The sequence below is a fragment of the Demequina litorisediminis genome (assembly GCF_030161615.1).
Taxonomy (GTDB): Bacteria; Actinomycetota; Actinomycetes; order Actinomycetales; family Demequinaceae; genus Demequina; species Demequina litorisediminis.
In genome coordinates this window covers 536504-553146 of the sequence record NZ_BSUN01000001.1, presented here as the reverse complement: position 1 = coordinate 553146, position 16643 = coordinate 536504, and the positions used below count along the sequence as shown (strand labels likewise).

General features: G+C 64.5%; 9 protein-coding genes, 3 rRNA genes and 3 pseudogenes. 6 read left to right on the top strand and 9 right to left on the bottom strand.

Going from position 1 to position 16643, the window contains the following annotated elements:
* Nucleotides 1–289 precede the first annotated feature (289 nt).
* The 3 genes from QQK48_RS03320 to rrf all read left to right on the top strand — a co-directional run bounded on the left by QQK48_RS03320 (nt 290) and on the right by rrf (nt 5511).
* Nucleotides 290–1818: ribosomal RNA gene (locus QQK48_RS03320) — 16S ribosomal RNA — on the top strand.
* Nucleotides 1819–2188: 370 nt separating this feature from the next.
* Nucleotides 2189–5315: ribosomal RNA gene (locus tag QQK48_RS03315) — 23S ribosomal RNA — on the top strand.
* 79 nt (nt 5316–5394) lie between these two features.
* Nucleotides 5395–5511: ribosomal RNA gene (gene rrf / locus QQK48_RS03310) — 5S ribosomal RNA — on the top strand.
* The 16S, 23S and 5S rRNA genes sit together here, the layout of an rRNA operon.
* Nucleotides 5512–5535: 24 nt before the next feature.
* Here rrf and QQK48_RS03305 read toward each other — a convergent pair.
* Nucleotides 5536–5712, bottom strand: coding sequence for a hypothetical protein (locus QQK48_RS03305; protein ID WP_284327470.1), 177 nt, complete (start codon nt 5710–5712; stop codon nt 5536–5538).
* Nucleotides 5713–5746: 34 nt separating this feature from the next.
* Between QQK48_RS03305 and QQK48_RS03300 the strand changes: the two genes are divergently transcribed.
* From QQK48_RS03300 to gatB, 3 genes and pseudogenes are all read left to right on the top strand, one after another.
* On the top strand, nt 5747–6226 hold the full coding sequence (locus QQK48_RS03300) for a GNAT family N-acetyltransferase (protein WP_284327469.1): 480 nt from the start codon (nt 5747–5749) through the stop codon (nt 6224–6226).
* A 10-nt stretch (nt 6227–6236) separates the two neighbouring features.
* Entirely contained in the window at nt 6237–6536 is a 300-nt protein-coding gene (gene gatC, locus QQK48_RS03295; RefSeq protein ID WP_284327468.1) for an Asp-tRNA(Asn)/Glu-tRNA(Gln) amidotransferase subunit GatC, read from the top strand.
* Nucleotides 6533–9558, top strand: a pseudogene (gene gatB / locus QQK48_RS03290) (Asp-tRNA(Asn)/Glu-tRNA(Gln) amidotransferase subunit GatB). Before gatC ends, gatB begins: the two are co-directional and overlap by 4 nt.
* A gap of 129 nt (nt 9559–9687) precedes the next feature.
* On the opposite strand, the gene QQK48_RS03285 reads toward gatB, so the two are convergent.
* From QQK48_RS03285 to QQK48_RS03250, 8 genes and pseudogenes are all read right to left on the bottom strand, one after another.
* Nucleotides 9688–10182, bottom strand: a complete 495-nt coding sequence (locus QQK48_RS03285; RefSeq protein WP_284327467.1) for a M20/M25/M40 family metallo-hydrolase — start codon at nt 10180–10182, stop codon at nt 9688–9690.
* Nucleotides 10113–10847: pseudogene (locus QQK48_RS03280) on the bottom strand (M20/M25/M40 family metallo-hydrolase); the annotation flags it as partial. The pseudogene QQK48_RS03280 and the gene QQK48_RS03285, both read right to left, overlap by 70 nt.
* Nucleotides 10848–10883: 36 nt before the next feature.
* Complete coding sequence (locus QQK48_RS03275; protein ID WP_284327466.1) at nt 10884–11036, bottom strand: hypothetical protein; 153 nt, start codon at nt 11034–11036, stop codon at nt 10884–10886.
* A 25-nt stretch (nt 11037–11061) separates the two neighbouring features.
* A complete protein-coding gene (locus QQK48_RS03270; protein WP_284327465.1) occupies nt 11062–12459 on the bottom strand; it encodes an anaerobic C4-dicarboxylate transporter family protein in 1398 nt (465 codons plus the stop codon).
* 85 nt (nt 12460–12544) lie between these two features.
* A pseudogene (locus QQK48_RS03265) lies at nt 12545–14862 on the bottom strand (beta-xylosidase/alpha-l-arabinosidase).
* On the bottom strand, nt 14859–15770 hold the full coding sequence (locus QQK48_RS21150; RefSeq protein WP_431308285.1) for a carbohydrate ABC transporter permease: 912 nt from the start codon (nt 15768–15770) through the stop codon (nt 14859–14861). The pseudogene QQK48_RS03265 and the gene QQK48_RS21150 overlap by 4 nt, the downstream one beginning before the upstream one ends.
* Nucleotides 15767–15922 carry a hypothetical protein gene (locus QQK48_RS03255; RefSeq protein WP_284327464.1) on the bottom strand — a complete coding sequence of 52 codons (156 nt, stop codon included), beginning with the start codon at nt 15920–15922 and terminating at the stop codon, nt 15767–15769. The genes QQK48_RS21150 and QQK48_RS03255 overlap by 4 nt, the downstream gene beginning before the upstream one ends.
* On the bottom strand, nt 15894–16637 hold the full coding sequence (locus QQK48_RS03250; protein WP_284327463.1) for a carbohydrate ABC transporter permease: 744 nt from the start codon (nt 16635–16637) through the stop codon (nt 15894–15896). The genes QQK48_RS03255 and QQK48_RS03250 overlap by 29 nt, the downstream gene beginning before the upstream one ends.
* Nucleotides 16638–16643: the final 6 nt, after the last annotated feature.

Here is a 16643-nt window from a genome sequence, read left to right as displayed (position 1 = left end):
ACAGCGAGTTGACAAGCCCGGAAACATCGGGTAAGTTTTTACGAGTTGCCCCAAACGCCGGCCGGAAGGTCAGTGTGAGGTGCGCTTCCGATCTTTGAGAACTCAACAGTGTGCCACATAGTCGATGCCAAAACCTCCGGCATCTGCCTCTTGATAGAGGTGTGATGTACGGATTCCTTTGGTAATGAAATGAATGTCAGTGACATTTGTTCTCTTGCTAGAGATTAAACCTGGTTCTTTGGAACCTACTTCGTTTGTTGATGAGCCTTTCGGGGTTTGTTGAAAAGCATTTACGGAGAGTTTGATCCTGGCTCAGGACGAACGCTGGCGGCGTGCTTAACACATGCAAGTCGAACGGTGAAGCGAGAGCCTTGCTCTTGTGGATCAGTGGCGAACGGGTGAGTAACACGTGAGTAACCTGCCCCAGACTCTGGGATAAGCCTTGGAAACGAGGTCTAATACCGGATAAGCGGCACCACCGCATGGTGAGTGTTGGGAAAGTTTTTTCGGTCTGGGATGGACTCGCGGCCTATCAGGCTTGTTGGTGAGGTAATGGCTCACCAAGGCGACGACGGGTAGCCGGCCTGAGAGGGCGACCGGCCACACTGGAACTGAGATACGGTCCAGACTCCTACGGGAGGCAGCAGTGGGGAATATTGCACAATGGGCGAAAGCCTGATGCAGCGACGCCGCGTGGGGGATGAAGGCCTTCGGGTTGTAAACCCCTTTCAGCAGGGAAGAAGCGAAAGTGACGGTACCTGCAGAAGAAGCGCCGGCTAACTACGTGCCAGCAGCCGCGGTAATACGTAGGGCGCAAGCGTTGTCCGGAATTATTGGGCGTAAAGAGCTCGTAGGCGGCTTGTCGCGTCTGCTGTGAAAGCACGAGGCTCAACCTCGTGTCTGCAGTGGGTACGGGCAGGCTAGAGTGTGGTAGGGGAGACTGGAATTCCTGGTGTAGCGGTGGAATGCGCAGATATCAGGAGGAACACCAATGGCGAAGGCAGGTCTCTGGGCCACTACTGACGCTGAGGAGCGAAAGCGTGGGGAGCGAACAGGATTAGATACCCTGGTAGTCCACGCCGTAAACGGTGGGCACTAGATGTGGGGCTTATTCCATGAGTTCCGCGTCGCAGGTAACGCATTAAGTGCCCCGCCTGGGGAGTACGGCCGCAAGGCTAAAACTCAAAGGAATTGACGGGGGCCCGCACAAGCGGCGGAGCATGCGGATTAATTCGATGCAACGCGAAGAACCTTACCAAGGCTTGACATATACGGTCTATCCCTAGAGATAGGGAGTGATTTTTTCGCCGTATACAGGTGGTGCATGGTTGTCGTCAGGCTCGTGTCGTGAGATGTTGGGTTAAGTCCCGCAACGAGCGCAACCCTCGTCCTATGTTGCCAGCACGTAATGGTGGGGACTCATAGGAGACTGCCGGGGTCAACTCGGAGGAAGGTGGGGATGACGTCAAATCATCATGCCCCTTATGTCTTGGGCTTCACGCATGCTACAATGGCCGGTACAAAGGGCTGCGATACCGTAAGGTGGAGCGAATCCCAAAAAGCCGGTCTCAGTTCGGATTGAGGTCTGCAACTCGACCTCATGAAGTTGGAGTCGCTAGTAATCGCAGATCAGCAACGCTGCGGTGAATACGTTCCCGGGCCTTGTACACACCGCCCGTCAAGTCACGAAAGTCGGTAACACCCGAAGCCGTCGGCCTAACCCCTTGTGGGAGGGAGACGTCTAAGGTGGGATTGGCGATTGGGACTAAGTCGTAACAAGGTAGCCGTACCGGAAGGTGCGGCTGGATCACCTCCTTTCTAAGGAGCACCTACAGACCACGCTTTGGTGTGGCTGTCAGGACCCATGCACAGCACGTACGTTGTTGTGATGGGGCTCATGGATGGAACATCGACATGGCTGCTTTGAGGTAGCCGGCCACGCAAGTACACGCCTTCGGGTGGAGGAACGCACGGGCTGGTTGGTAAGAAGCGGCAAGGCACACTGTTGGGTCCTGAAAGATCGGGACCGACACGCAAGGACAGGTCCAGATTCTTTCTGGTGACCTGCTCGAGACCACATGAACCACTCTCGATCCAAGAGATCAATGAGAGCAAGGCGGTGGTGGAGAGTATGGATCGTCCGTTGCTTGAGAACTGCATAGTGGACGCGAGCATCTTTGTAATCTGTGGTCAAGTTTTTAAGAGCACATGGTGGATGCCTTGGCAGTAGGAGCCGATGAAGGACGTTGTAGCCTGCGATAAGCCTCGGGGAGCCTGGCAAACAAGGCGTGATCCGAGGATGTCCGAATGGGGAAACCCCGCTGGAGTCATGTCCAGTGACCCTCACCTGAATATATAGGGTGAGTGGAGGGAACGTCGGGAAGTGAAACATCTCAGTACCGACAGGAAGAGATATTCCGTGAGTAGTGGCGAGCGAAAGCGGATCAGGCCAAACCATATGCGTGTGATACCCGGCAGGGGTTGCGTGTATGGGGTTGTGGGACCTTTCACCAGGAGCCTGCCGCTTCTGGACAGAGTAAGAAATCCGCGTGATAGTCGAAGGGCATTGAAAGGCCCGGCATAGAGGGTGCGACCCCCGTAGACGAAATCGCGTGGACTCTGGAGAGTCATCCCAAGTAGCACGGGGCCCGAGAAATCCCGTGTGAATCCGTAGAGACCACTCTATAAGCCTAAATACTACCTACTGACCGATAGCGGAACAGTACCGTGAGGGAATGGTGAAAAGTACCCCGAGAGGGGAGTGAAATAGTACCTGAAACCGTGTGCTTACAATCCGTCGGAGCCTCCCTAGCAGGGGTGACGGCGTGCCTTTTGAAGAATGAGCCTGCGAGTTAGTGCTCAGTGGCAAGGTTAACCCGTGTGGGGCAGCCGTAGCGAAAGCGAGTCCGAATAGGGCGATTGAGTCGCTGGGTCTAGACCCGAAGCGAAGTGATCTATCCATGGCCAGGTTGAAGCGCGGGTAAGACCGCGTGGAGGACCGAACCCACTTGGGTTGAAAACCGAGGGGATGAGCCTGTGGATAGGGGTGAAAGGCCAATCAAACTTCGTGATATTTGGTTCTCCCCGAAATGCATTTAGGTGCAGCGTTGCGTGTTTCTTGCCGGAGGTAGAGCCTACTGGATGGCCGATGGGCCCTACCAGGTTACTGACGTCAGCCAAACTCCGAATGCCGGTAAGTCAGAGCGCAGCAGTGAGACTGTGGGGGATAAGGCTTCATAGTCGAGAGGGAAACAGCCCAGAACACCAACTAAGGCCCCTAAGCGTGTGCTAAGTGGGAAAGGATGTGGAGTTGCATAGACAACCAGGAGGTTGGCTTAGAAGCAGCCACCCTTGAAAGAGTGCGTAATAGGCTCACTGGTCAAGTGATTCCGCGCCGACAATGTAGCGGGGCTCAAGTACACCGCCGAAGTTGTGTCATTCACACACTGCCCGGCTCGCACCTTCGTGGTGTGGGTCCAAGCGTGTGGATGGGTAGGGGAGCGTCGTGTGGCGGGTGAAGCAGCGGGGGAACCCACTGTGGACGCCACACGAGTGAGAATGCAGGCATGAGTAGCGAAAGACGGGTGAGAAACCCGTCCGCCGAATGACCAAGGGTTCCAGGGCCAGGTTAATCCGCCCTGGGTAAGTCGGGACCTAAGGCGAGGCCGACAGGCGTAGTCGATGGACAACGGGTTGATATTCCCGTACCGGCGAAGAACCGTCCCTGACGAATCAGACGATGCTAAGCGCCCGAAACCCCTCATCCGATCCTTCGGGATCTTCGAGGGGCGTAGCGCGCGACCCGAGTCTGTAGTAGTCAAGCGTATTAACAGGGGTGACGCAGGAAGGTAGCCGAGCGTGGCGATGGTAGTCCACGTCTAAGGGTGTAGGGCGAACGGTAGGCAAATCCGCCGTTCATATGCTTGAGACCTGATGGTGACCACGTAAGTGGGAAATCGGTGATCCTATGCTGCCAAGAAAAACCTCGGCGCGAGGTTCTAGCCGCCCGTACCCCAAACCGACTCAGGTGGTCAGGTAGAGAATACTAAGGCGATCGAGTGAATCGTGGTTAAGGAACTCGGCAAAATGCCCCCGTAACTTCGGGAGAAGGGGGCCTGAGGCGTGATCGACACTTGCTGTCGTGAGCGTTTGAGGGCCGCAGAGACCAGGGAGAAGCGACTGTTTACTAAAAACACAGGTCCGTGCGAAGTCGCAAGACGATGTATACGGACTGACGCCTGCCCGGTGCTGGAAGGTTAAGAGGAAGGGTTAGGCGTAAAGCGAAGGCTCTGAATTTAAGCCCCAGTAAACGGCGGTGGTAACTATAACCATCCTAAGGTAGCGAAATTCCTTGTCGGGTAAGTTCCGACCTGCACGAATGGCGTAACGACTTCTCCGCTGTCTCAACCGCGAACTCGGCGAAATTGCACTACGAGTAAAGATGCTCGTTACGCGCAGCAGGACGGAAAGACCCCGGGACCTTTACTATAGGCTTGGTATTGGTATTCGGTGTGGTTTGTGTAGGATAGGTGGGAGACTTTGAAGCCGTGACGCCAGTCATGGTGGAGTCATTGTTGAAATACCACTCTGATCACTCTGGATATCTAACCTCGGTCCGTAATCCGGATCAGGGACAGTGCCTGGTGGGTAGTTTAACTGGGGCGGTTGCCTCCCAAAAAGTAACGGAGGCGCCCAAAGGTTCCCTCAGCCTGGTTGGCAATCAGGTGGCGAGTGCAAGTGTACAAGGGAGCCTTGACTGTGAGACTGACAGGTCGAGCAGGGACGAAAGTCGGGACTAGTGACCCGCTGGTGGCATGTGGAAGCGCCAGCGCTCAACGGATAAAAGGTACCCCGGGGATAACAGGCTGATCCTGCCCAAGAGTCCATATCGACGGCATGGTTTGGCACCTCGATGTCGGCTCGTCGCATCCTGGGGCTGGAGTTGGTCCCAAGGGTTGGGCTGTTCGCCCATTAAAGCGGTACGCGAGCCTGGGTTTAGAACGTCGTGAGACAGTTCGGTCCCTATCCGCTGCGCGCGCAGGAAATTTGAGAGAATCTGTCCCTAGTACGAGAGGACCGGGATGGACAAACCTCTGGTGTGCCAGTTGTTCCGCCAGGAGCATGGCTGGTTGGCTACGTTTGGAACGGATAACCGCTGAAAGCATCTAAGCGGGAAGCCGGTCTCAAGATGAGATTTCCATCAGAGCAATCTGTGAAGGCCCCCTACAGACCATGGGGTTGATAGGCCGGATGTGGAAGAGGGGACTAACGACCCTTGAAGCCGACCGGTACTAATAGGCCAACAACTTGATACACAACAACATTACTTTTGCTACGCGTCCACTATGCGGTTCCCGAGAAACGGGTGAACCAACACCACAATCTCCATAGAGTTACCGCAGCCATAGCGGCAGGGAAACGCCCGGTCCCATCCCGAACCCGGAAGGTAAGCCTGCCAGCGCCGATGGTACTGCACCCGCCAGGGTGTGGGAGAGTAGGACGCTGCGGGACAACATTTAGGCGAAGGCCCCCACCTCACGGTGGGGGCCTTCGTGCGTTATAGGGGTGCGCGGCCATCGGCGCGCGGCTACTGTGGAACGCATGGCTGAACGCATCCGCATTGTGGCGCCCGACGACACCAGCCGGCTCGCCGAGATTGGCCAGTTGACCGCTCTGGCTTACCTTGCTGACGGCCTCGTTGACCAGGCTCACCCGTACATCCCGCAGTTGCGCGATGCGAGGACGCGTGCCCAGGACGCGGAGCCTCATCGTGATGGCGGACGGGGAGCGTGGAGACGGCACCATCGTCGGGACGATCACGCTGGTCGGGCCCGGGTCTCCGCTGGTGGAGGTCGCGCAAGGCGACGAGTTTGAGTTGCGCATGCTGGCCGTGTCTCCCCTCGAAAGGGGACGAGGAATTGGCGCCACGCTCACCAAGGCTGCGCTCGAGATGGCGCGGGAACGGGGCGCCACTCGGGTGGTGCTGTCCACCATGGAATCGATGCACACGGCGCATCGGCTCTACGAACGCATGGGGTTCCAGCGGCGCGAGGACCTGGACTGGGTCGTGGTCGACAATCTCGACGGCACCACCACACGGGTCGCGGCCGGAGAAGGCTCCCGCAGGTGCCGTCCACCTGTTGGGCTACGACTGGACCCCTTAACGCCCACGGCGCTCACGTCGCCCGGCTGCACACGAGCGTTGCCCGGCGCCGGTCGCCACTAGACTCGTGTGCATGTCTTCCCTCGAACGCTCTGACGTGGCGCGCCTTGCGGCGCTCGCACGCATCGACATGTCCGACGGGGATCTGGACCGCTTGTCCGGCCAGTTGGCCGTCATCGTCGACGCGGTCGCCAAGGTGGCCGAAGTCGCAGGCGAGGATGTCCCCGCGACGAGCCACCCGATCCCCCTGAGCAACGTCCACCGCAATGACGAGGTTCGCCCGTCGCTCGCGCAGTCCGCAGCACTGGCCGCGGCTCCCGACGCCGAAGACGGCCGCTTCCGCGTGCCGCAGATCCTGGGGGAGGACGCATGACCGACTGGACCAGGGCCTCGGCCGCCCAGATGGCCTCCGCGATGCAGCGCGCAGAGGTGACCTCGGTGGAACTCACCCAGGCGCACCTCGACCGTATCGTCGCGGTAGACGGAGCCGTCCACGCGTTCCTCCACGTCGACGCCGAGGGCGCCCTCGCGACGGCCCGGGCCGTCGACGAGGCGCGCGCCAACGGAGAGACGCTGCCGGCGCTGGCTGGCGTGCCGATCGCCGTCAAGGACGTCCTCGTGACCGAGGGACTGCCCACCACGGCAGGCTCACGCATTCTCGAAGGCTGGATCCCGCCGTACGACGGCACGGTCACGCGCAAGCCTGCGCGAAGCCCGGATGCCGATTCTTGGCAAGACCAACATGGACGAGTTCGCCATGGGGTCCTCGACCGAGCACTCCGGCTACGGCGCTACCCACAACCCGTGGGACCTCGAGCGGATCCCGGGCGGCTCCGGCGGCGGTTCCGCAGCGGCTCTCGCCTCCTTCGAGGCGCCTCTCGCGATCGGCTCCGACACCGGCGGATCGATCCGCCAGCCCGCATCGGTGACCGCGACCGTCGGCGTCAAGCCCACCTACGGCGGCGTCTCACGCTACGGCGCGATCGCCCTCGCCTCCTCGCTCGATCGCCTGGGCCCCTGTGCCCGCACGGTGCTCGACACCGCGCTGCTGCACGAGGTCATGGGAGGCCACGACATGATGGACGCCACGAGTCTCGACGAGCCCGTTCCCGCGGTGGTCGACGCAGCCCGTGATGGTGCGCGTCGCGACCTGTCCGGCGTCCGCGTGGGCGTGATCAAGGAACTGTCTGGGGCCGACGGCGGCTTCCAGGATGGCGTGAAGCAGCGGTTCGACGAGTCACTCGCTCACTTGCGTTCCATGGGAGCCGAGATCGTCGAGGTCTCGTGCCCGTCGTTCGAGTACGCCCTGGCGGCCTACTACGTGATCCTCCCCTCGGAGGCCTCAAGCAACCTTGCCAAGTTCGACTCCGTGCGCTTCGGCATGCGGGTGGAGAAGGGCAACGTCGAGCGCACCATGGCGGCGACGCGAGCGGAGGGCTTTGGAGACGAGGTCAAGCGCCGCATCATCCTGGGCACCTACGCGCTGTCCGCCGGCTACTACGACGCCTACTACGGCTCCGCGCAAAAGGTCCGCACACTCGTTCAGCGGGACTTCGACGCCGCCTTCGCCGAGGTCGACGTCCTGGTGAGTCCCACCACGCCCACCACGCCCTTCAAGTTGGGCGAGCGGGTCGACGACCCGATGGCGATGTACCTCAACGACATCGCGACCATCCCCGCCAACCTCGCAGGCATCCCGGGCATGTCCCTGCCCGCGGGCACGGCCCCCGAAGACGGGCTCCCCGTCGGATTCCAGATCCTGGCGCCCGCGCGCGAGGACGCCCGCCTGTACCGGGTGGGTGCCGCGCTGGAGGCCGCACTGGTCGAGGAATGGGGCGGCGTGCTCACCACGCAGGCTCCTGGTGGAGGTGAAGTAATGGCTGGGCTGACGTACGAGCAGGCGCTCGAGCAGTTCGACCCGGTGTTCGGTATTGAGGTCCACGTGGAACTCAACACCGCCACCAAGATGTTCTGCGGCTGTGCCAACCAGTTCGGAGCCGAGGCCAATACTCAGGTGTGCCCCGTGTGCCTTGGCCTGCCCGGATCGATGCCGGTGGTGAACGAGAAGGCCGTCGAGTCGGCGATCCGCTTGGGCCTGTCGCTCGGCTGCTCCATCCGTGAGTCGAGCCGCTTCGCTCGGAAGAACTACTTCTATCCCGACGTCTCGAAGAACTACCAGATCTCGCAGTACGACGAGCCCACCTGCTTCGAGGGCAGCCTCGACGTGGTGCTCGATGACGGCGAGGTCGTCACGGTCGGCGTCGAGCGCGCTCACATGGAGGAAGACGCAGGGAAGAACACCCACGTGGGTGGCACCGGCGGCATCCAGGGCGCGGACTACTCGCTCGTGGATTACAACCGTGGCGGCGTGCCGCTGGTCGAGATCGTCACGCACCCCATCGAGGGCACCGGCGAGCGCGTGGCCGAGGTGGCCCGCGCCTACGTCGCGACGATCCGTGACATCGTCAAGTCGCTCGGTATTTCCGACGGCCGGATGGAGCAGGGCTCGGTGCGTGCGGACGTCAACCTGTCGCTGCGCCCCAAAGCCGCCGCGGGCGAGGACCAGTCCGCGGTGCCGTTCGGCAAGCGGTCGGAGACCAAGAACGTGAACTCGCTGCGTGCCATCGAGCGCGCCATCCACCACGAGGTGGTGCGTCAGGCCGAGCCTGCTGCTTGCCGGCGAGCCCGTGGTGCAGGAGACCCGTCACTGGCACGAGGACACCGGCTCGACCACCCCCGGCCGCTCCAAGGAGCAGGCGGAGGACTACCGGTACTTCCCTGAGCCCGACCTCCTTCCCGTCGAGCCCAGCCGCGAATGGGTCGAGGAACTTCGGGGCACCATCCCCGAGCACCCCGCCAAGATGCGTGCGCGCCTCAAGGAGGCGTGGGGCTTCTCCGACACCGACATGCGTGACGCCGTCAACGCCGATGCCCTCGACCTCATCGCCGCAAGCGTCGAGGCGGGAGCGAAGCCTCAGGCCGCACGTAAGTGGTGGATGGGTGAGTGGCCCGCACCGCGAACGACCGAGAGGTGTCGCTGCGTGACCTGCCGGTGACGCCCGCGCACATCGCCGAGCTCCAGTCGCTGATCGACGAGGGCAAGATCAACGACAAGGCTCGCTCGTCAGGCGCTTGAAGGCGTGCTCGCGGGGGAGGGCTCACCCGCCGAGGTTGTCGCCAGTCGCGGCCTCGAGGTGGTCTCGGACGACTCCGCGCTCGAGGCAGCCGTGGACGAGGCTCTCGCCGCGCAGCCCGATGTGCTGGCCAAGATCCAGGACGGCAAGGTCCAGGCGGCTGGCGCCATCGTCGGCGCGGTCATGAAGGCCACCCGTGGCCAGGCCGATGCCGGACGCGTGCGGGAGATCATCCTGCAGCGCGCGGGCGTCGAGGGCTAGGCCCCGCCGACAATTCGCACCGCTCAACGCCCAACACGCCGGGCATCGCCCTCCTCGGAGGTGCGGTGCCCGGCGTGTCGCGTTCCGGACTGGTTCAAACTGTCGGGGGCAGAGTGGCTCGGGCGTAGATCAGCCGCGCGCCGCGAGCTTCTCGAGCAGCAGGGCTTGCGCGACGATCATCCGCTCGATCTCCGCCGGGTCCACGCTCTCGTCGGAGGCATGAATGCGCGACAGCGCGGTGTCCTCCGGCCCCCACAGCGCGAACTCCGCCTGCGGCGCCACCGAGTGCAGGGTCTGCAGCAACGGAATGGACCCGCCCGAGCCGGACTCGCCTGCCGCCTTGCCGAACGCCTCCGTCATCGCCTCGCGGGCGGCCGCGTAGCCGGGGCCGTCCGTGGGGGCCAGGAACGGCGGCGCGGCCTTGATGCGCTGCACCTCGACCTGTGCGCCCCACGGGGCGTGGGTCTCGAGGTGACGGACCAGGGCGTCGGCTCGGCCTCGGGGTCGGAGCCGGGGACGATGCGCATCGAGATCTTGGCGCTCGCCACCGGGTGGATGACGTTGGACGAGTCGGCGATGGACGTGGTGTCGACACCGATCGCGTTGATCGACGGCTTGGCCCACAGACGGTCGGCAATGGTGCCGGTTCCCAGCAGCGAGACGCCAGGCAGGAGTTCTGCGCCCGCAAGGAAGTCCTCCTCCGTCATGTCCTCACCTCCCCACGGGCCACCGGTGACGCCGTCCACGGCCACGTCGCCCGCATCGTCTACCAGGGACGAGAGGAGTCGCGCGAGCGCCATCATCGCGTCGGGGGTGGGTCCGCCGTACACACCGGAGTGCAGCGGGTGGTCGAGGGTGCGGACCGTGACCGTGCAGGACACGTCGCCTCGTAGCGCCGTGGTGAGGACGGGCTCGCCCACGCGGAGGTTGCCCATGTCGGCGATGATGAACATGTCGCACTGGAACAGGTCGGGATGTGCCTCGACGAACTCCTCGAGGTTGCTCTCTGTCTCCTCCATGCCCTCGACGATGATGCGCACCGTGCACGGCGGCTTGCCGTCGAACGCACGAAGCGTCCCAATCAGGCTGACGAGGCCCGACTTGTCGTCGGCGGCACCGCGGCCGTAGATGCGCCCGTCCTCCTTCAGCGTGGGCGTCCAGGGGTCGGTGCTCCACCCCTGCGAGGCGTGCGCCGGCTGGACGTCGTAGTGGGCGTACAGGACGACGGTCGGCGAGCCCTCGGGGCCCTTGAGCCTCGCCGTAGATCGGCGGGTAGCCGTGGGGAACATCGGCCAGGTGCGCGTCGGTGATGCCTGCCTCGCGGATCAGGCTCGAGGGTGCGCTCGGCCATGCGGTGCACGGGCTCCTCCGGATAGCCGGGGAACGCGATCGAGGGGATGGCTACGAGGCTCCTGGAGGTCGGCGATCACGCCCGGCATGAGCGAGTGGACCTTGGCTGCGGTGTCGTCGAGGGTCATAGGTGCCAGTGTGGCACCGTCGCGCTCAGAACAACGTGCCGATGGCGGCACCCGCGGCGATCGTGGTGACCGACAGGATGAGCATCGGTACAAAGAAGGCGTGGTCGATGAGTCGGGTGCCGAGCTTGGTGGTGCCGGTCAGGTCGAAGTTGGCCGCCGCGATTTGGGGTCCGTTCGCGGGAAGCGTGTAGACACCGCCGAGGGCGCCTGCCCACATGCCGGTCACCACCCCGGCCGGAAGTCCTGCCGCGAGGCCGATGGGCACGATGGTCCGCGTCGCCGTCGACTGGCTCGTGGTCATCGCGGCCACAAGGAACACCGCCACGGCGAACAGGAACCGCCAGTCGGTCACCCATGCGCCGACCGTGGAGACGATGTAGTCCTCGTGCGCCGAGATGAACGTCGCGGTGAGCCAGGCGATGCCGAACAGGGCGATCGCGGAGATCATGCCCGCCTTGAAGACCGATTGGCTCGGCACGTCTCCCACCTGTGGGCGCCCGACGGCGATGATGACGGCTCCCACCACGAACATCACCAGGATGATGGTGGTGGTCATGTCGATCTGCGTCGAGGTGCCGTGGACCGTGAACGAGGGGCGGAGGTCCGGGAACAGGCCCAGCGCCACGATGACGAGGACGCCCGCCAGGAACGTCAGGGCAGCGTTGCGGCCCCGCGCTGTGTACATCAAGGCGGCCGATGCCGGGGTGCCTTCCGTACCCGGCCCCGTGCCCGGCGCGACCTCGGTACGCGACGGGACGGTGGCATCGGCCGTGGGGGAGGTGAGGCGGCCGTCGGCGAGCCGTGCCTGCACCTCGGGGTCGTCGGCGAGTTCACGCCCCATGCGGTTGACGACGATGGACGTGACCACGATGCCGATGACGCAGGCCGGGAAGGTGATGAGGAGGATCTGGCCGAGGCCAAGGTTGTAGGGGGCGACGTCGGTGAGCGTCAGCATGGCCGCCATCGCCGCGGACACGGGTGAGGCGGCGAGCGCGATACCTGACTGCACCACGGTGACGGTGAGCGGGCGTGAGGGCCGGATCCCGTTGCGGTACGAGACGTCGTAGATCACCGGCAGCAGGGGATAGACGATGTTGCCGGTACCGGCTCCCGCACAGAACAGGAACGCCGTGAGCGGCGCGATGAGGGTGATCTGGCGTGGGCGTCTCTCGATCACGCGCGCGGCCATGGCGACCATCCAGTCGATGCCGCCCGCGGCCTGCATGAGCGCCGCTGCCGTGACCACGCCCAGGATGATGGCGATCGCCGCGGCGGGAGGGTCGCCCGGCGCCTCGCCAAAGACGAAGATCAGCACGAACGTGCCGACGCCGCCCCAGACACCTACCCCGACGCCGCTGGCGCGCGTGCCCAGGATGATGGCGCCGAGGACCACGAGCGCCTCGAGGACGAAACTGAGAGACACGACCCACCCCCTCGAAGGCCGCCGTCGGCCCTCCTACGAGCGACGATAGTCCTCGTGGAGTGCCGACGGCGGGGCGATCACGCGATCACGCGGTCGCAGGCTCAGCCGCCACCTCCTCGATGGAGGTGCGGGTGCACCGTGGATGTGCCACGGTCACCTCATGCACCCCGCCCACGAGGGTGGTCGCGGCGCGAGCGAAGCGCGTCGACGGTGTTCCTGTCCAGAGGTCGAGCGCACCCGGCTCGACGATGCGGGCGAGATCGCGCCCCGAGAACGCCAGCCGTGCGGCGGGCACCTCGAGTGTGACGCGTCGCGACTCGCCCGCGGGCACGGGCACCTTGGCGAAGCCGACGAGTTGCGCCACGGGACGCGTCACCGAGGCGGCTGGGTCATGTGCGTACAGGCTGCACCACCTCGTCGGCGTCTCGGTCGCCGGTGTTCGCGACGGTGACGGTGACGGTCAGGGGACCTGCGGTGGGGGTCTCGTCCGCGACGACGAGGTCCTCGTGGCGGAAGGTCGTGTACGTCAGGCCATAGCCGAACTCGAGGGGGCCAGCCGGATCAAGGTTGGAGACCTCCGAGGCGCCGCCCAATGCCGGGTGAAGGTACGTGTAGGGCTGGGAGCCCGTTGACCGTGGCATCGACACCGGCAGGCGACCGGAGGGAGTGACGCGTCCGGACAGGACGCCCGCGACGGCTCCCGCGCCCTCCTCGCCGGGGAAGAACGCCTGGACCACGGCAGCACACCGTTCGAGTGCCCAGCCGACGGCGTAGGGACGCCCCGTGAGCATGACGAGCACCACGGGAGTGCCGGTGGCGAGGACCTGCTCCACGAGTTCACGCTGGACGCCCGGCAGTTCCAGCGAGTCGCGGTCGCAGCCCTCGCCGGAGGTTCCCCGCCCAAACAGCCCCGCGTGATCGCCCACCACCACGACCGCGACATCGGCGCTCGCGGCGGCTTCGACCGCGGCCGCAAAGCCTCCACGGTCGTGGTCGTCGACGCCGCAACCACGCGCATACGTGACGGCGCCGAGGAGCCTCGGCGTCGATCGCCTCGCGCACGGTCGGAGCCGCGAAACCCCGGTCCACCCCCGGGCGTTGGGCGAGGACGTGGTTCACAAAGGAGTAGCACCCGAACAGTGCCTCCGCGCGGTGAGCGTTGGGTCCGATGACGGCAACCTTCCGCGGTGCCGCACCTCCGTGACCGTCGCCCGGCGCGAGCGGCAGAATGCCGTCGTTGTGAAGGAGCACCACCGACTCCTCCGCGAGACGCCGGGCGACGTCACGGTGTTCGGGGAGTCGACATCGATTCCCGCCGGTGCCGGCCCCGAGAAGTCGGCGTCCAACAGTCCAAGGCGCGCCTTCTGGGTCAGGACGCGCACCGCGGCGCGATCCACGTATGCCACGTCCACCGCGCCGGACTCGACCGCCTCCTTGAGTGGGGCGAGGAAGGCGTCGCCGGTGGGGAGTTCGACGTCGATGCCCGCTGCGAGCGCCTGCGCAGCGGCATCGGCGTGACTGGCCGCCACGCCATGGAGCAGGTGAAGGAAGGCGACGCCGAAGTAGTCGGCCACCACGGTGCCGTCGAAGCCCCATGTCTCGCGCAACAACCCGGTCAGGAGGTCAGGGTCGGTGGCAACGGGCAGACCATCGATCTCGGTGTACGCGTGCATGACGGAGCGTGCGCCGCCGTCCACGACGGCGATCTCGAACGGCACCAGCATGACGTCGCGCAGCGTGCGCGGCCCGAGCGCCACCGGCCCGAAGTTCCTGCCTCCCTGCGAGGCCGAGTAGCCCACGAAGTGCTTGAGAGTGGCGTCGACTCCCGCGCTTTGGAGGCCGCGCACGTAGGCGGTTCCCACCTCGCCCACCAGGTACGGGTCCTCACCGATGCACTCTTCCGTTCTGCCCCACCGCGGGTCGCGCACCACGTCGAGGACGGGAGCGAGCCCCTGGTGAATTCCCAGGTCGCGCATCGTGGTGCCCACGAGCGCCGCTGCCTCCTCGACCAGTGCGGGATTCCACGCGGACCCCCACGCGAGCGGGGTGGGAAGGGTGGCGGCCTTCCACGCGTTGAGGCCGGTCAGACATTCCTCGTGGACGATAGCGGGGATGCCGAGCCGGGTCTCGTTGACCAGGAAGCGCTGGCGCTCCCAGAGCCATGCGGCGCGCTCGTCTGTCTCAACGGGGTTGGTGCCGTAGGCCCTGGTGATGTGTCCCAGGCCGTGCTTCATCGCATCGGCCAGCGGGCCGGTGTGCTGGATTTCACCCTGGAGCGGCGCAACCGCGTCGCCCTCCTCGCCCTCCCAGAACCCGACGATCTGTGCGAGCCTTCTCATCGAGCGTCATCTGGGCCACGAGGTCGCGGGCCCTGACGGCCGGGTCGGTCGTGTGATCGGTCATCGCCCTAGCCCTTCACTGCGCCGGTCAGGCCGTCGACGATCCTGCGCTCCATCAGCAGGAAGAAGACGAGCGCGGGAATCATCGCCAGCGATGTGTACGCCATGATCAGCGTGGTCGCGGAGGCGTACTGGCCCTGGAACGTGGTGATGCCCAGCGGCAGGGTCATGCCACGTGGGTCGCCGGTGAGCAGGAGGAGGGGAAGCAGGTAGGCGTTCCACGACGCGATGAACGCGAGGACACCGACCGTCACCATGCCGGGGCGCGCCAGCGGCAGCAGCATGCGCCAGAAGAAGCCGATGCGCGACACGCCATCCATGAACGCCGCCTCCTCGAGCCTCCAGCGGCAGTGCCTTGAGGAAGGGGCGCAGGATGATGATGGTCATCGGCAGCCCGAAGGCGATCTGCGGCACGATCAGCCCCGGAAGCCCGGACAGCCCCATGTCCTTCAGCAGCAGATACAGCGGGAGGACCGCCACCGACAGGGGGAACATCAGTCCCGTCGTGAAGATCATGAACACGCCCTCGCGCCCCTTGAACCGGTAGCGGGCGAGCGGGTAGGCGGCCATGGTGCCGAACAGGACCACACCTGCCGTGGTGAGCGTGGCCACCAGGAGCGAGTTGGCCGCCTGACGCCAGAAGATGTCGTTGGACAGGATGTCGCCGTAGTTGGACCACATCACGGGGTCGGGAAGCCCCGTGGGGTTGGTCGAGAGGTCCTGCTGGGTGCGCAGGCCGCCGACGACCAGGTAGATGATGGGGCCGAGCGTGACGGCCACGCCGACGAGCGCGACGGCGATGGAGAGCCAGGGCGTCTTGCCCGTCCCCTCGCCTCGGGCGTAGCGCCGATGCGGGGGAGCCACGCTCTTGCGCGGGGCCGATGCGGGGGCTGAGGCAGCAGTGGCGGTCATGCGCGCTTGGCCTTCCTGGGAGCGTCGGAGTTGTCACGACGAAGGACGAACAGGACGTAGAACACGGCCACGACGAACGACAGCATGAACATGATCACCGCGATGGCGGAGCCGAAGCCCCAGTCATTGCGGAAGAAGCCGATCTGCATCATGTACGTCGCGATGGTCGAGTACTGACCGGTGGTGCCGCCCTGGTTGAGGACCCAGACCATGTCGAAGAGCCTGGATGGATCCGATGAGCGACAGGAACACCCAGATGCGGATGGTGGGGCCGATGAGCGGGATATTGATTCGCCACTGGGTCTGCCACCACGAGGCGCCGTCGATGGCGGCGGCATCCTGAAGTTCCTGGGGCACCCCGGACAGGCCCGCGAGGAACAGGATCACCGCTAGGCCGATGTACTTCCACGTGATGATGAAGAACACCACCCAGAATCCCCAGGTTTGGTCCTCAAGCCAGCCGCCAGCCGGGGGTTCGAGGCCCACGGCGTTCATGAGTGCAGTGGCGACCCCGTTGGGGTCGAAGATGATGAGCCACATGGTGCCGGCGATGACCTCGCTCAGCACGTAGGGCGCGAACAGCGTGACGCGCACCGCGGAGCGGCCGGGGAAGCGGCGATTCAGCACGAGCGCGATGAGGAGCCCCAGGGGAGCCTGGATCAGGATCGACAACACCAGGATGCCGATGGTGTGGGTGAAGGCCGCCTGGAAGGGCTCGGCGTAGGCGGTGGTGAAGGCGCTCTTGGTCGCCTCATCGGTGCCGCCGAACAGCGCCCGGGCGTAGTTTTCGAGCCCGATGAAGTCGGCATCCTCGAACTGCTCGACGCCGTTCCACTGGTACAGCGAGTACCGGGCGGCGGAGATCACGGGGTA